Raw genomic sequence first — 12,656 nt, forward strand, 5'->3', positions numbered from 1 at the left:
GGCGAGCTGCCGCGCCTTTTATCCCTGCACGACAAGGAGTACATGATGAACGAGGACAAGATCAAGGGCCAATGGAAGCAGCTCGCCGGCAAGCTGAAGGCCAAGTGGGGCAAGCTGACCGACGACGATCTGAAGGTGGTCGACGGCAATCGCGAGTATCTGGCCGGGAAGATCCAGGAGCGTTACGGGATCGCCCGCGACGAAGCCGAGAAGCAGTTGAAGGAATTCGATCGCGAGCTGTAACGCAACCGGCAACACCAACCCGCCGCGGCGCCGCCGGCGTCGCGGCTACCAGGACATCGACATGGGCAAATACCTGATCGCCTGGCTGCTCGGCGTGCCGGTCGGACTGCTGGTGCTGTTCTACCTGATCACGCACATCCTGTGACGGCGCGGCGCCCCCCGGCGCGCGCCTGCCGCCTCCGCGGCACACTCATCCTCCCGACCATGCAATCGACGACGACGACGCGCTGCTCCGCCGCGCGCACGGCCGTGCACGTTCAGTTGCATCGCGGGCCGCCAAACGCAAATCGGGCAGGACGCCTGCGCGCCCTGCCCGATCGGCTCGTCACTTCCGTCGCGGCGCGTTTCGCGCGCCGCCTTCCGTTCGTTACTTCGCCGCGTTCGCCGTCATCTTGAAGATGCCCTGCGCGTTGCCCGCGTCGAAACGCAGGTCGGTCACCCAGCGGCGCGCCGCCTGGTCGAACGTGCGCTTGCGCGTGATGAACTCGTAGAACGAACCCGGCACGTTGCGCTTCACCGTGCCGCCGTCGCGCGTGCGGAACTCGCGCTCGACGGTATCCGCGCGATACGCGGTCTGGAACACGCGGCCCGAGCGCGAACGCTCGACTTCCGGCTTCATCGGGCGGCCCTTCGCCTTCTCTTCGTCGGACAGCCTGAACACGTCGACAACACGGTCGGTCGCGTGGTTGAACGCATTGCCTTCGGTCGAGATCCACGCCATTTCCGCCGATTCCATCAGCAGCGTTTCGTAGTCGAGTTCGTTCGGCAGGTCGTGCTGACGCGCGAACGCGCCGACGATCTCCGGCAGCAGCGCACGCGCGGCGTCGAGCGACAGCCAGCCTTCGCGCTCGACTTCCCACAGCAGCGCGACGGCCGCCGGCGACAGCGGATCGCGCGACGAGCTCACGACGTTCGTCACGGCCTGTTGGAATTCCTTCGAGAAACGCTCCGGATGCAGTTCGCTGACGAAGAACTGCGCGATTTCGTCCGGCGCGTCTTCATGCGCATACGCGCGGCCGGTCATGCCGAGCTTGTCGAGCGGGTAGCGGCCGTTCAGGCGGAAGCCGAGCGGACGCAGGATGCGCGTGAACGCGGCCTCGCCCGGCGGCAGCGCGCCCGTGTGCGGCCAGCGCACCGTGCGCAGCGCGCCGTGGTCGAAGTAGACCGAGCCGCCGCTTTCGATCGCGTCGGCCGTGTACGCGCGGCCGTTCGCCGAACGTTCGAGCAGCCCTTCGAACAGCGCCATGTTCATCGCCTGCGCGATTTCCGCGCGCGTCACGACGCCGTCTTCCCATTCTTCGAGGATGGCCGGCATGTTCAGGGTCGAGAACAGGGCGTCGGTCTTCGCCTGTCCCAGCAGCTTCGTCAGCAAGCTCTCGATATTCGGATTGCGCATCAGGATTCTCGTCTCCGGGGACCGCCGGCAAACGTGCCGGCAACTCGTCGGCCGGCTGCCCAGCGGGCGCCTTGCCTTGCGTGGGGAGCATTATTCAAAGGGTTGCAGCCGGGCGTAAAGCGAGATTAAATTGACACGTGATGAGTTTTTGGAATTATTGCCCGTCCCTTGCCTGGTTCGCCGGCCCACGCCGGGCGGGCCCGTTCGTCAGACGAATAGAAGATCATGCGTAAATTCAAGATTCCCAACATGGGCGCGCTCGTGGCTTTCGAAGCCGCCGCGCGCCACGAGAGCTTCACGCACGCGGCCAAGGAGCTGTTCCTGACCGAAAGCGCGGTATCGCGGCAGATCGCGACGCTCGAGGCCAGCCTCGGCGTGCGGCTGTTCGCGCGCGTGAAGCAGCGCGTCGTGCTGACGCGCGCCGGCAAGCTGTACGGCACGCAGGTGCGGCGCGCGCTCGAGACGCTCGACCGCGACACGCTGTCGATCATCGCGCACGGCAGCGGCGGCGGCTACCTGGAGCTTGCGGTGCTGCCGACGTTCGCGTCGCACTGGCTGATCCCGCGCATCAAGAGCTTCTACGACCGCACGCCCGACGTGCGCGTGAACATGGGTAGCCGCACCGACCTGTTCTCGTTCGAGGACACGCACTTCGAAGCCGCGATCCACTACGGCAAGCCGACCTGGCCCGGCACGTCGTCCGACTACCTGTTCGGCGAGGAAGTCGTGCCGATCTGCTCGCCCACGCTGCTCGACGGGCCCGTCGAGCGCAACGAGGATCTGCTCGCGTATCCGCTGCTGCACTCGACGACGCGCCCCGGTGCTTGGGCGCAGTGGTTCGAGACGCACGGCGTCGAGGACATCCGCACGATGCAGGGCGTGCGCTACGAGCTGCACACGATGCTGATCAGCGCGGCCGCGGCCGGGCTCGGGATCGCGCTCGTGCCGAAGTTCTTCGTCGAGGAACAGTTGCAGCAGCTCGGTCTGGTCGTGCCGTGCGACGCGGCGGCGGTCGGCGATTCGGCGTACTACCTCGTGTATCCGACGGAGTTCAGCCACAGCAAGCCGCTGGAGCTGTTTCGCGGCTGGCTGCTCGAGCAGGCGAGCGCGTATGCGGCGCCGGAGCGTGCAGCGGACGACGCCGATATGGAGGATGACGAGGACGTCGAGTAACGGCGCCGGCGCGCCAGCGTCATGGTGCGGCGGCGTCGCATGCGTGCCGCGTCGGCAAGCCGGCACAAATCTGTGGTCAGCCCGATTTTTGCAAGCACGGCGACGCAAGCAAAACGAAAGGAATCGGTGAACCGCAACAAGTGCATCGTGCGGAGACGGTCAGGTAGCAGGCGGGGTTCGGGATACGGCGACAAAGAGACTGGAGAGGATCACAAAGGATCTTGTAAAGCAGGCGGGACGCATTCAAGGTCCGGTGCGCGCCGGACCGGGCAACCCCGACCCGGCGCTCCGGGCAGCCGACCTCGCATCGGCAATGCGGCGGACCTTCTTCTGTTCTTCACTACGTCTGCTCTCAGGTTCACTTCATTTTTTTTCTTCGCCGCGCCGCGCCATTATCCGCCCAAACCGGGCGAAGTAAAACGTTTGCGGTAGCACTCAACCAGTTATATCGGCGATTCGGAAACAATCTTTCGGAATATTTACAGTGAACGTGACGCGATTCGGCAATTCTTGCATTCGCGGCGGCGTTCCTTTTTAATGGAACTGGTTCCATTCGCTGAATCGGCCAGGTTCCCGCGTGACGCGCCGCCGTGTGCGCGTCATGATGCCGATTCAGCATCGAGGATCATTCAGCTCAGGATTCGCATCGCCCGTCCTTCCCGGACACCCCGTCAACCGAGACCGTCATGCCCGATTCCGCCTCCCTGCAGCAGTTGTTTCCCGCCTTTCAGGACATCCCCGCCGAATTCCGGCTGACTGCGCCGATCCACCAGCGCGTGTCTCTCGTCGACGGCGCGTTGCGGCCGTGGGACGGCGCGACCAAGACCGTGCTGTCGCCCGTGTGCGTGCGGCAGGCGGACGGCAGCGTCGAGCAGGTCGAGATCGGCAGCTACCCCGTGATGGGCGAGCCGGAAAGCGACGCGGCGCTCGACGCCGCGGTGCGCGCGTACGACGCGGGCCGCGGCGAGTGGCCGACGATGAAGGTCGAGCAGCGCATCGCGTGCATGCAGGACTTCATCAAGCGGATGGTCGCGCAGCGCGAGCTGGTCGTGAACCTGATCATGTGGGAGATCGGCAAGAGCCTCGCCGATTCGCAGAAGGAGTTCGACCGCACCGTCACGTACATGACGCAGACGATCGACGCGCTGAAGGAGCTCGACAATGCAAACTCGCGCTTCGTGATCGCGGAAGGCACGATCGGCCAGATCCGCCGCACGCCGCTCGGCGTCGTGCTGTGCATGGGCCCGTACAACTATCCGCTGAACGAGACCTTCGCGACGCTGATCCCCGCGCTGCTGATGGGCAACACCGTGGTGTTCAAGCCGCCGCAGTACGGCACACTGCTGTTCGAGCCGCTGCTCGAAGCGTTCCGCGACGCGTTCCCGAAGGGCGTGATCAACACGATCTATGCGCCGGGCGCGGTGGTCGTGCCGCACATGCTCGCGTCGGGCAAGATCAACGTGCTCGCGCTGATCGGGTCGAGCAAGGTGGCCGATCACCTGAAGAAGCAGCACCCGAAGTCGCACCGGCTGCGTGCGATCCTCGGCCTCGACGCGAAGAACGCGGCGATCGTGCTGCCCGACGCCGATCTCGACCTCACCGTGAAGGAATGCCTGCTCGGCGCGCTGTCGTTCAACGGCCAGCGCTGCACCGCGCTGAAAATGCTGCTCGTGCACCGCTCGATCGTCGACGAATTCCTGAAGCGCTTCACCGCCGCGCTCGAGCAGCTGAAGATCGGCATGCCGTGGGAGAAAGGCGTCAGCATCACGCCGCTGCCCGGCATGCATCGCACGGCCTACATGACGGACGCGATCGACGACGCGAGGGCAAAGGGCGCGCAGGTCGTCAACCACTCGGGCGGCGAATTCAGCAAGACGCTGTTCTATCCGGCCGTCGTGTATCCGGTGTCGGAAGGGATGAAGCTGTACCGCGAGGAACAGTTCGGGCCGATCATTCCGGTTACACCGTTCGACGATGTCGACACCGCGCTCGACTACGTGACGACGTCGGATCACGGCCAGCAGGTCAGCATCTTCGGTTCCGATCCGGCGCAGATCGGCGCGCTCGTCGATCCGCTCGTGAACCAGGTGTGCCGTGTCAACATCAACTGCCAGTGCCAGCGCGGGCCCGACGTGTTCCCGTTCGCGGGTCGCAAGGATTCGGCCGAAGGCACGCTATCGGTGAGCGACGCGCTGCGCGCGTTCTCGATCCGCTCGATGGTCGCGGCGAAGCAGACTGAAGACAGCAAGCAGTTGCTCGATTCGATCGTGTCGGACCACTACTCGAAGTTCATCAATACGGGGTTTATTTTCTGAAGCAGGACGTTCGGAGAAAGCCGCTGCATACGCCTGTGCAGCGGCTTTTTTGCGCCTGAGCGTTACGCCGGAACCGGGAACGTCAACACGTCGAGATCGAGCGGATCACTGGTCGGCGGGATCGGGCCTTCGTCGCCGATCAGCACGGTATCGGAATGACGAAAGCCGCCGATGCCCTCGATGTAGATGCCCGGCTGTCAATGTCGAATCCATATTCACCCATGCCGGCCACCCCCTCCTTCTATCCGCGTCTGCGCCGCGTCGGTGATCCTGTGACGCTCAGGACCACGACACGGTGGTTGAGCGACTGACCAGCGTGCAGCCGCATGTCGCACGATGCCCGTGCAACGCAACCGGAGCGCCACCGATCATGCCGTTCGCGTCACCTTCAACGATCGTCTGCGTTCCGTGCTCGTTGCATTCAACCGTATCGCCTTTGCGGGCGATCGCCTTGCCGTCTACCACGTCGGCATTCGACCCTGTCGTAACGGTGCCGCCATGCGGCGCGAGCGTATCGCCCACCACAATGACCTGACGAACCATTTGTTTCTTCCTCTTTGCGTACAGCTGCGTAGCGGACCCGTCCGTTTACAAACCAATCATATAGATGCCGGGCATACCAGTTTCCGCATTCGGACTGCCCAGGTACGTCCATCGCACATCCGACATAGCGACATCAATGAAATGGTCTCCGGCAGGCGGAAACGCTTGCCCTTTCTCGACGAACGCTTGACGATCCCAGCGGTTGTACAACGCGGCAAACGGATGTTCATCGGCCACGCGACTTTCCCATATCCCGGTCTGCGGGCAACGCTGTTGACCGTTACACCCGACTGGCGAAGCGGGTTCGGGGACTTCACGCAGCAGCCCGGCATCGATCATGTGCTTCAGGAAATCGTATCGTTGCGGGGGCATGGCATAGGCCTCACCAAGGTAATGCCACTGTACCCGCTCAGCGGCTAGCCAGCCGAATGACGATGCCTCGAAGCGCTCACCAGTCCGATAGCGCTCCGGCATGTTCCGGCGGGCGGGGAGCAGATCGGCCTTGGAGGCCGATGGGGGGCCGTACAGCGCGAGCCAATAGCCATCATGCGGCACTTGTTCGTTGCCCGAGACCACCATCGTGCTTTGCTCGCGTGCGGCCACGGCATACCCGCTCGGAATGAATTCGCGGCCTTGCAGCGCTGCACTCTTCTGCGGTTTGGGTGGTGGCGTCACGGCCTTTGCGCCGTCGATCAACGTCTGTACTTTACCGTCCCATTTGGGCAACGATGCAGGCGGCAACGGAAGCACCTTGTCGAGATTAGGCAGCTTCAGGCGGCCCTGATAGAACTCGAGCGCATCCCCGAGCTTGCTGTACCGCTCAGCGCGCGCTTTGTCGATATGGCCGACTAGATTGGTACCATCGGTGAGGTCGAGGCCCCGAAACTCTGGTGCCAGACTATGCGCGCATTTAGCACTTCCGAGCTTTACACCCTCGTGCAAAACCTTTAGGGCGCGTGCCTTACCTTCCGGGGTATTGCTTCGTGCGTAGATAAGTCCTAGCTCGTCCGCCGCGTCTCCATATCCTTGAGATAAGGCACATTCCAGCATTTGTGTCGCAATCGGTAGATTGCCCCAGAATTCACCGCCTGGATCGTCATGTGCGGCGTCTGTTTTTGTTCCGATAAAGGTTTGTGCGGACGGACTACCCATATCCGCAGCGCGCTGGAAGAAGGCGTAGGCACTGGTAGCGTCTGCACCTTTAACCAGTCCATTTTGATGGTAGATACCCATCATGTCGTAGGCGTCGGGTACACCCAGTTTCATCGCCTTTTCCACCCAGCGGATAGCAGTCTCAGGATCATGGGTCGGCACCCCTGAATGATCGCTCAGTATCAGCGAGGCAATATTTAGCATGGCCTTCCAGTGATTGCGTTCGGCTGCTTGCGTATAGAGTTGGTAGATCTTCGGGTAATCGCGCTTGTCGTAGTCAATGTTTGGGTCATCGAGCGCCAGCGCCTGTTGGAACCACAATTCCGCCTGGGGATCGATGGGCGGTACATGTTGGTCCTGATACACGCAGGTGAAGGTCTTGCGATGCGGACTGAACAACGGCAGTTTCTCGTAACGTGGCAGGTCGGACATGGATGCACTCAGCTTGCTGGTCAGGGCTGTAAAGGGGCTAGCCTGCGAGTCGGCGGCCAGCAGGCAGAGGCTGGCGAATAGAAGTCGCAGAACGAGGCCGATGAGTTTCGCGTTGAATCGATTCATCTCAGGCAAGGGCTGAAGTGTCTGACGTCGATGGAACGGTCACTTGGGCGTGCATCGTGCCTGTAGCGCGGTGATCTTCAAACGGAAGTAGAAAGCCCTTGAGAGCCGCTTTCCCACCCTTCCAGACATTACGATTTTTGGCCATGCGCCTGTTCCAATCTTCAAATACGTTAGGAATTTCTTTAAAGTCACCGCTGCCCGTGATATCGCCGCCAGAATGGAGCTTGAATATCCGTTCCCGCAATGGAGCAGCATAGTCCAATCCGGTCGCGCCAATGTTGATCTCACTATCCGCTGTCATGCTGCGCTGGTTCATGTTCGCGCTTCCCACCGTGATAAATACATCGTCAATGATCATCAGCTTCGAGTGGATGTAGATTTCACGGTAGGCCATATCTTGACCGGGGATCGGCCCGCTTGCACGCAGTCGGGCAACACTGACCTTGATTCCATAGGTGGATGCCAGTTCCTGCACACTGGGATGATCGAGAACCTTGGTCTGCGACAAGACCGGACCTATCCCCGTATCCCGTTTGTACGAAACAGTTTTCGCGTCGGGATAGTCTTGATCCCGATGATTGTCTTTATCGTAGGCCCCCTGATTGGACATTGCCGGGTTGTTCGCTGTCGGATCGCTCGCACCAAACTCGGTGAGCATGTCGTAGGTGCGGGGAATCATCCCGTCATCCTCAGGATGCGGGATGACGATGAACATGTACAGGACTCCCATCTCGCTACTGGGTCTTCCGGACTTTTCCGCCCACGCCTTCCAGTGATCTTTTCGTGTCTCTTTCAGTTGTTGAGCGAAGGTCGGATAGAAGAAATACTGATTCTCCATATAGATGTAGTTGCGCGCCCAGGAACTCGCATGGAAGTAAAGTTCCTTGATCGTTTTATCCTTATCCCTAGGATGTGTACGAACGATCTGCACAGCGTGATTTGGATTGCCAGGCACTTTCTGAATATTGCTCGGTATCGCCGCAAGTTCCGGCATCCGGTGTGTATCAGGGGCGTAGTGGTTCCAGTCGCGTGCAAAGTTGTCATACACTCGCTTGAGCGCAGGACCGAACAGGCGGCACGCATAGTCCTGATAGGGGCGGACATGCTGATAGCCCTTTGTCGGTGCTTGATCCAGCGTTGCCTGCTCGTGAGCCTGTTCTGCCTCTAGTGTTTTGCTTGTCAGGAATTCCCGCAGAGGATCATCGATAGCGTGCTTCGTCGTGTCCCAGTAGTCGGTCACGGAATTCAGACCCATTACATAGCCGACTGCTTTGTAACCGTTCTCGTAGTCGTAGTCGATCACGATTGGTTTCTGATGATGAGTCGGATAGTCCGTCATCAACGGGCGTTCGTTGGTCGGTAACATCCCCCCTTGCGGCTTGAACTCTTCATCGGCCAGTGCGTGCGTGGCATCCGCCGAATCAACCGAGCGGAATGTCACCAGCAGGTTCTTGTTTTTGCCACTGCAATTTCCCTTCGGGTGGTGGGTCTTCCACCATTCGATGCAGGTCTTCTGGCGATCCTTGCTGTCGTAAGGCGACTTCGAAGTGCCCACGACAAAAGCGGGCAGATGGGTAAACGGGTTGTGCCCGGTGTCGGAGTAGCCTGGGACATTGTTCTGTTTGGCTGAGCCTGTTTCGTCGTACCAGACCATCAACCGCACAGTGACGCCTTTGTTCGCGACCTCTTCAAGCAGTTCACCGTACGTCTGGCCGCGTGGCCATTTCGGTTTGCTTTTGTCGCGGATGAGTTCCATGCTGGGGTCGAAGCCCCAGCAGCAGAGGTTGACCGAACCCTTCGCAAGCTTCAGGTCATTTGCGATGTTCGCGAACCCTTCTTCCCCACAGACCAGGAATTCAAGGTGGTTTTCATAGGTAATCGGCGCAATGTCCTTGCGCTTTTCCAGCAGCCATTGTGCCGATGACTTAGCCTCTCGCGACTGCTCGTCAATCGAGACCGCTGCTGGATTTTGGGATTTCAAGATACAGTCGACCACGTTCAGGTCCTCTTTGTCAGTGGGTCAGGATGCAGTTATCCGTCCAGCCGTTCGCCTCGGTTGGTTCGCTGGTCGTGGTGATCGGGATCACCTTGCAGCGCGTCCTTGACCTTCAGATCAAACTGTCCGCCATTGGCAAGTTTGACCTGATAGGCCGGCGTACCAGGCTCATGATCATTCACGACGACACGTCCGAATTCGTCCGTCACGCCTTGTCCGATTTTTGCGCCACCCTTGTACAGATCGAACGGTTCGCTAACATACTGGTGCGCCTCGCCGGGCAGCGCCCCTAACGCGAAATGCAGTTGCTCCTTCTCCGGAGGCAATGCCGGAATATTCGGTGTGCTGACGCTATCTGGTCCGGTAAGGGTGCGGCTCGCCGAGTGCACTTCGAAGCCGCCCGATGTGCCGCTCTTGATCAGTCCTGCCGTCCAGCGTGTATAACTGCCGCCGCCGTTGATCTCGACTTCCTGCTGGGCGCTGATGGTGATTTTGTTAGCGGTCACCGTCACGTTCAGTTTTGCGAGCAGATTGATGCTGTCCTTCAGCGCCTTCACATCGATGTCGCCTGCCGCTGCAACGAGCCGCATGCCCGCTTCGGCGACGAACAGACGCAACGCCCGGCGCGCGCTCGCGAAGAAGCCGCCGCCGGTGCTCACGGAGACGTGCTCACCGGTCGTGACTGCCGTGCTCTTGCCGCTGCTCAGGTGAATTTGTTCCGGCGTGCTGGCGGCGACACCCGCGGGACTCGCCAACACCAGATGCGGCTGCTCGAACTGCTTCAATGTCCCACCGCCCTGGATGCCTTTCGCCTGTGCCTTCAGGGTGCCGGCAACCGTTTTTTGCTCGCCGTCCTGCGCGCCCGCCGATTGCGCGGACTGTGCGAGGCTCGCTGCGGTGTCCTGGGCGTTTGCCAATTGGAGGTTGACCTCATCGACGCTGAACGCGTCGCCGGTCGCGCCGGGGCGGGGATGGGTCGTCAGCAGCAGCCCGCGCGCACCACGTACGGCTGCATTGCCGTCAGTGCGAAGCTCGACCCCTTCGCCACGCTTCTCGCCGCGACCGGCCGGTTCGCTCACGCGCGTGATATAGCCTGCGTGGAAGCCCGATTCGAGGTGGTCACTGCGTATCTGCGTCTGCACTTGCCCCTGGGTGTCGTCCTTCAGCCAGACGTTGTTCTGTACACCGCCGATTTCCTTGCTGACGAATCCCGATAGCGGGTGCTGGTCGGGCAGGTTCCACTGCGGCCGATTCGTGCCGTTCCCGACTCGCGCCGTGATGATCGGCCGGTCCGCATCGCCATCGAGGAACGAGACGACCGCTTCATCGCCGATTCTGGGAAGTTGGATACCTCCGAAGCCGCCGCTTGCCCACGGCTGCGCGACACGCACCCAGCACGAGCTGCGCTCATTGCGCTCGCCGATCCGGTCCCAATGGAACTGGACCTTCACACGACCGAACTCGTCGGTATAGATTTCCTGGCCCTGCGGCCCGACGACAGTTGCCGTCTGCATCTGCATGACGGGCTTGCGGTGTTCGAATGGGCTTCGAAATGGAACAGACTTGCGTTGCGTTTCGATCTCGACGGAATAAAAACCCGTGGAGCCGTCGGGATGGGTGACGCCAGCCGCCCCCGTCGCGTTTTCCAGCCTGCCTTGCAGGCTGCCGGGTAAATTCGCATGGTGGCTGGATCCCGGAAGATTGTTTTCAATCAGCCAGGCGGCTTCGATGACCACGAACTCGCGTCGGGCAGCGGAATCCTGGTCATGCTGCGGGTGTCCGGTTAGTTCGAACCATCGTCCTGCATCCACTCCACGCAGGCCGCCCGTGCCATAGAAGCGTTTTGCGCGTGACTCCCATTCCTCCATGCGGATTTTGGTCAGGTGCTCGCCGCGATCGTCCTTCAGGTACGTATAGGGGCCGGTGTATTCGTAGACTTCCAGTTCCTCCGGCAACTCGTGCGACACCGTAGGCACATGGGTGCCTTTCGGATTGGCGAGCGACGATGGGCTCTTATAATCAAACGTACGCGTTGCCAAAACTGCGCTATGCAGGTTTCGCATGCCCGACCAGTGCAGCAGCGCGTCAACCTCGCTGTTCATGCCGTCGTGCGAGAACGGCACCGTCTGCGGGGCGAGCGGTTCACATGTATCCAAGCGGTCGGTGATCGTCAGCGTGTGCGCCTTGCCGTCCTCGGCCTGTGTCCAGATAGCGAACAGTCCTTCCGATTCCATCAGCCGGTGGACAAAGGTCCAGTCGTCCTCATATTGCGTGCAGTACGAACGCGGTTCGAGCGGTTTCGAAAGCGCGAATCTGAACTGGCCTTTCGCCTGGGCATGCGCATTGAAAACGTCGGTCAGGATTTCATCGACCGGCTTGTCCTGCCAGATGCGCTGGTCGCGGCGGAACTTAAGGAAATTCATCCACGACGCAAAACGGATCTGGTAACTGGTCAATCCGCCTTCTGATCCCAGTCGCCGGACCGAATAAACATAACCGTGGCGGGGGAGATAGGATTGATTAGCCTGCTGGAGCCAGAGGGTGACAGACTGACCGATTAACTGTTTCAGCTTGATATTGCTGCTGGTCGACTGGACATCGAGAGTGAACTCAAAATGCCGACCAATGCGCGACCATCCCGCGACACGTTGCGGTAACAGCACGTTGGGGCCAAGCGGTGTATCGAGCTTGACCAGTCTCTCACTCTGGATCAGGCCGCCCTGAATCGCCCTCAGAATATCCTGCGCGCTCATGTTCCGTCCCTTTATTATATTTGCCCACTTATCGTCATTAATTTGACATGCTGGACCGGCCGATTCTACTGCCTATTGACCTGACGATTGCTAAAAATAGCAAGGTGTAGAACGTCAACGCTTGTGACGCGTCACGAGGTTGTTTCTCGACGCGGGAAGTCTGGCCATCGGCGCAACATCGCCGAGCCCGGCTACCACGCTACTGCGTCGCGCAAGAACTGCACGGCACTGCGCTTCGTCTCGTCGGAGTACATCGCCGTAAAGGCAATCCGGGTGTGATCGTCCACGGCGACGAACAGCTACTTCCGGCCAACGCCATCCGCCGTATCGTGCCGATGGCCAGGACGCACGATACGACCGAGCTTCTTGATGTCGATGTGCAGCAAGTCGCCCCGCGCCTCGTGTTCGTAGCGCTAAATTGGTTCACGCGGTTGCGGATCGCTCAACCGGGACAGTCCGGCAAGCGCCAGCAGGCGGCTGACGGTGGAAGCAGGCACGCCCATCTGTCGGGCGGATTGATGCGGGAA

The 12,656-nt window shown here is 60.8% G+C and carries 8 protein-coding genes and 1 pseudogene; 3 read left to right on the plus strand and 6 right to left on the minus strand.

The features are described from left to right. Positions 1-45 precede the first annotated feature (45 nt). Positions 46-243, plus strand: a complete 198-nt coding sequence (locus BFF94_RS28565) for a CsbD family protein (protein WP_128841769.1) — start codon at positions 46-48, stop codon at positions 241-243. Between the two features lie 367 nt (positions 244-610). On the opposite strand, the gene BFF94_RS28570 is transcribed toward BFF94_RS28565, so the two are convergent. Further along, positions 611-1,639 carry a DUF1338 domain-containing protein gene (locus BFF94_RS28570; protein ID WP_128841770.1) on the minus strand — a complete coding sequence of 343 codons (1,029 nt, stop codon included), beginning with the start codon at positions 1,637-1,639 and terminating at the stop codon, positions 611-613. A 225-nt stretch (positions 1,640-1,864) separates the two neighbouring features. On the opposite strand from BFF94_RS28570, the gene BFF94_RS28575 reads away from it, so the two are divergent. Both BFF94_RS28575 and BFF94_RS28580 read left to right on the plus strand, forming a co-directional pair. Further along, complete coding sequence (locus tag BFF94_RS28575; RefSeq protein ID WP_128841771.1) at positions 1,865-2,812, plus strand: LysR family transcriptional regulator; 948 nt, start codon at positions 1,865-1,867, stop codon at positions 2,810-2,812. A 686-nt stretch (positions 2,813-3,498) separates the two neighbouring features. Beyond that, a complete protein-coding gene (locus BFF94_RS28580) occupies positions 3,499-5,127 on the plus strand; it encodes an NADP-dependent glyceraldehyde-3-phosphate dehydrogenase (protein WP_128841772.1) in 1,629 nt (542 codons plus the stop codon). A gap of 279 nt (positions 5,128-5,406) precedes the next feature. On the opposite strand, the gene BFF94_RS28585 is transcribed toward BFF94_RS28580, so the two are convergent. The 5 genes and pseudogenes from BFF94_RS28585 to BFF94_RS28605 form a co-directional block, all read right to left on the minus strand. Beyond that, entirely contained in the window at positions 5,407-5,670 is a 264-nt protein-coding gene (locus BFF94_RS28585) for a PAAR domain-containing protein (RefSeq protein ID WP_128841773.1), read from the minus strand. Positions 5,671-5,715: 45 nt separating this feature from the next. Beyond that, the gene (locus BFF94_RS28590; RefSeq protein WP_128841782.1) at positions 5,716-7,254 is read right to left on the minus strand and encodes an SEL1-like repeat protein; all 1,539 of its coding nucleotides are present in this window, start codon (positions 7,252-7,254) and stop codon (positions 5,716-5,718) included. Between the two features lie 127 nt (positions 7,255-7,381). Further along, positions 7,382-9,361: a phospholipase D-like domain-containing protein gene (locus BFF94_RS28595; protein WP_246637437.1), complete on the minus strand. Its 1,980-nt coding sequence runs from the start codon at positions 9,359-9,361 to the stop codon at positions 7,382-7,384. Between the two features lie 50 nt (positions 9,362-9,411). Further along, positions 9,412-12,129 (minus strand): type VI secretion system Vgr family protein, encoded by a 2,718-nt coding sequence (locus BFF94_RS28600; protein WP_128841774.1) that lies wholly within the window; start codon positions 12,127-12,129, stop codon positions 9,412-9,414. 194 nt (positions 12,130-12,323) lie between these two features. After that, a pseudogene (locus BFF94_RS28605) lies at positions 12,324-12,647 on the minus strand (IS481 family transposase); the annotation flags it as partial. Positions 12,648-12,656 lie beyond the last annotated feature (9 nt).

The organism is Burkholderia catarinensis, assembly GCF_001883705.2.
In the GTDB taxonomy this organism is placed as follows: domain Bacteria; phylum Pseudomonadota; class Gammaproteobacteria; order Burkholderiales; family Burkholderiaceae; genus Burkholderia; species Burkholderia catarinensis.

Bases quoted from the DNA above. Each gene is read 5' to 3' on its own strand.
- BFF94_RS28565 (WP_128841769.1), top strand. From the start codon at position 46: ATGAACGAGGACAAGATCAAGGGCCAATGGAAGCAGCTCGCCGGCAAG.
- BFF94_RS28570 (WP_128841770.1), bottom strand. From the start codon at position 1,639: ATGCGCAATCCGAATATCGAGAGCTTGCTGACGAAGCTGCTGGGACAG.
- BFF94_RS28575 (WP_128841771.1), top strand. From the start codon at position 1,865: ATGCGTAAATTCAAGATTCCCAACATGGGCGCGCTCGTGGCTTTCGAA.
- BFF94_RS28580 (WP_128841772.1), top strand. From the start codon at position 3,499: ATGCCCGATTCCGCCTCCCTGCAGCAGTTGTTTCCCGCCTTTCAGGAC.
- BFF94_RS28585 (WP_128841773.1), bottom strand. From the start codon at position 5,670: ATGGTTCGTCAGGTCATTGTGGTGGGCGATACGCTCGCGCCGCATGGC.
- BFF94_RS28590 (WP_128841782.1), bottom strand. From the start codon at position 7,254: ATGTCCGACCTGCCACGTTACGAGAAACTGCCGTTGTTCAGTCCGCAT.
- BFF94_RS28600 (WP_128841774.1), bottom strand. From the start codon at position 12,129: ATGAGCGCGCAGGATATTCTGAGGGCGATTCAGGGCGGCCTGATCCAG.